This is a genomic window from Polaromonas sp. (genome assembly GCF_030682935.1).
Lineage (GTDB): Bacteria > Pseudomonadota > Gammaproteobacteria > Burkholderiales > Burkholderiaceae_C > Polaromonas.
Map to the genome: position 1 here is coordinate 1 of NZ_JAUXNA010000114.1, position 2377 is coordinate 2377.

The 2377-nt window shown below is 64.3% G+C and carries 4 protein-coding genes and 2 pseudogenes; 5 read left to right on the forward strand and 1 reads right to left on the reverse strand.

Going from position 1 to position 2377, the window contains the following annotated elements:
* From Q8K05_RS05295 to Q8K05_RS05320, 5 genes and pseudogenes are all read left to right on the forward strand, one after another.
* A partial coding sequence (locus Q8K05_RS05295; RefSeq protein WP_305245479.1) for a hypothetical protein occupies positions 1-357 on the forward strand: 357 nt, incomplete at its 5' end.
* A 70-nt stretch (positions 358-427) separates the two neighbouring features.
* Positions 428-601, forward strand: a pseudogene (locus Q8K05_RS05300) (cytochrome c); the annotation flags it as partial.
* Between the two features lie 301 nt (positions 602-902).
* Complete coding sequence (locus tag Q8K05_RS05310; RefSeq protein ID WP_296900660.1) at positions 903-1046, forward strand: hypothetical protein; 144 nt, start codon at positions 903-905, stop codon at positions 1044-1046.
* Positions 1047-1053: 7 nt separating this feature from the next.
* Complete coding sequence (locus Q8K05_RS05315; RefSeq protein ID WP_305245480.1) at positions 1054-1371, forward strand: VF530 family protein; 318 nt, start codon at positions 1054-1056, stop codon at positions 1369-1371.
* Positions 1372-1381: 10 nt separating this feature from the next.
* Positions 1382-2041: a pseudouridine synthase gene (locus Q8K05_RS05320; RefSeq protein ID WP_305245481.1), complete on the forward strand. Its 660-nt coding sequence runs from the start codon at positions 1382-1384 to the stop codon at positions 2039-2041.
* 4 nt (positions 2042-2045) lie between these two features.
* On the opposite strand, the pseudogene Q8K05_RS05325 reads toward Q8K05_RS05320, so the two are convergent.
* Positions 2046-2377 (reverse strand): annotated as a pseudogene (locus Q8K05_RS05325) (polyphosphate kinase 2); the annotation flags it as partial.

Here is a 2377-nt window from a genome sequence, read left to right on the forward strand (position 1 = left end):
GCTTCCACAGAAACACCGTCGGCACGGCACAGGCGCCTGTGGGTGCTGGCGCTGGGAACGGCGGCGGTCTGGCATCTGAACCCGGCCCTGCTTGAAATGGCTGAGTTGATCGGCATGACGGCCTGTGCCGGCAACAAGACCCTGGCCAAAGACGCCATCGCCCAGATGCGCGCCCAGGCCCACAGCCTGCGCACGCAGATTGCGCCCATGCCTGCCAGCGCGCTGGCCAAGGTGGTCAGGCGCGCCGAAGCGGCATGCGGCGCGGTGCTGAACAAAGGCATGCGCGTGAACGAGGTGCAAACCAGCTGGGATCATTTCCTGGCTTGCATGCGCTTGAAGCAGGATACGAAAACATAGCACTGGCCCTTGACCGCTTTGGCGCGCCGGGTATTTTTACCGCCCAAGACCGACGGTCCGTGCATGCCGCCACGGCCAGGCCATGACCGGCGTGGCGCCCCACATTCCGGGCCTGCTGGGTCTGCCGCGCGACTACCTCAATGCCCAGCTGGGCGCCTGGAAAGCCGGCCAGCGCCGCGCCCATGCCCCTGACTGCATGAAGGCCGTGGTGGCGCGCCTGACGCTGGCCGGAAACCGCGCCGTGACCCTGCCGCAGACCGCCAATCTGGTGCAGATTGTGCTGAACGGGGGCTACGCGCCGGCCGCGCAAGGCAACCCGAGGCCTTTTGGCATGCCGCCGTTTGTGCTGGTGCTCAGCGACAGCGACGTGGCGGCGCTTCTCACGCACATCCGCAGCGCCTGGGGCAACCAGGCCGGTGCCGTCACCGCCCTGGAAGTAAACCGCATCCGTTCAAGGCGGGCACCCTGAAAATCGCCCGGCTCACCCCGTTAAGAATGATCCAAGTTGCATTGATAATCTAGCGATTAACCAACAGGAGAATGTCATGGCCAAAGGTCAGCAAAACACCAGCAAGATGGTGAAAAAACCCAAAAAAGACACGTCACCGCCCAAGACCGTGTCCCCTGATGCCGTCCGCCCGACGGTCGTGACGCAAGTGCCGTTGCGGGGCAAGCTGAAAAACAAATAAGCCGCCGATGACTGCGCCCCCAGACAACCATGATGAACCGGCCGGCAAGCCTGCGGCCGTTTCACAGCAGCCAGACAATCCGCTGCATGGCGTCACGCTGGAAGCCGTGGTCACCGCACTGGCGAACCACTACGGCTGGGAAGAACTGGGGCAGCGCATCAACATTCGCTGCTTTACCAGCGAGCCCAGCGTGGCTTCCAGCCTGAAGTTTTTACGCAAGACGCCCTGGGCACGCGAGAAGGTCGAAAGCCTCTACCTCTTCATGCTGCGCGAAGTCAGGCGCGCCAGCCCACCGGTGCACAACTTCCCGCCGCCCCGGGCTTGACGCCGGCAGCATGGCAGCGCTCAACGCAGGCTTTGAGGTGCTGCATGCTGACGCAAGCCTGCTGGTGCTGAACAAGCCCGCAGGGCTGCTGTCGGTGCCCGGACGCGGCGAAGACAAACAGGATTGCCTGAGTCGCCGGGTGCAGCAGCACTACCCCGACGCCCTGATCGTGCACCGGCTGGACATGGCCACCTCGGGCCTGATGCTGATGGCGCGCAGCCTGGCCATTCAGCGCGCGCTCAGCCAGTCCTTTGAGAAGCGCGAAATTCACAAAACCTACCTGGCGGTGGTGGACGGTTGCCTGGCGCCCGCGCAAAGCCCGGACGGCTGGGGGCTGATTGATCTGCCGATTGCCGCAGACTGGCCGCGCCGCCCCTTGCGCGTCATTGACGCGGCGCTGGGCAAACCGAGCCAGACCCGCTGGCTCGTGCTGGCGTTTGACGCGGCAACCAACAGCACGCGCGTGGCGCTTGAGCCGGTCACCGGCCGCTCGCACCAGTTGCGCGTGCACCTGCAGGCGCTGGGCCACCCGATTCTGGGCGACAGGCTGTATGCGCCCGAAGCCGCGCAGGCCAAAGCATCGCGCCTGCTGCTGCATGCCAGCCTACTGCAACTGACGCATCCTGCCAGCGGGCACAGGCTGACGTTTGAAAGCGCACCCGGCTTTTAGAGCCTCAGTAAACCTCGGGCACCACGATGGCTTGAGGCACCGGCCGACGCACGTAGTCTTCATGGCGAATCCGGTCGGGCAACACGATGGGTGGATGCTCGGTTTCCAGGTAGGGCATTTGATGCAGCAAATGGTGAATGCAGTTGAGCCTGGCCTTTTTCTTGTCATCGGCCTGCACCACCCACCACGGGGCTTCGGCTATGTGGGTGCGCTCCAGCATGATTTCCTTGGCCTTGGTGTACGCCTCCCAGCGACTGCGGGACTCCAGGTCCATGGGGCTGAGCTTCCACTGCTTGAGCGGATCGTGCATGCGGCCCAGACAACGCAGGTTCTGCT

What these genes read in the sequence shown, in the direction of transcription:
- Q8K05_RS05310 (WP_296900660.1), top strand. Translation starts at nt 903, where the DNA reads ATGGCCAAAGGTCAGCAAAACACCAGCAAGATGGTGAAAAAACCCAAA.
- Q8K05_RS05315 (WP_305245480.1), top strand. Translation starts at nt 1,054, where the DNA reads ATGACTGCGCCCCCAGACAACCATGATGAACCGGCCGGCAAGCCTGCG.
- Q8K05_RS05320 (WP_305245481.1), top strand. Translation starts at nt 1,382, where the DNA reads ATGGCAGCGCTCAACGCAGGCTTTGAGGTGCTGCATGCTGACGCAAGC.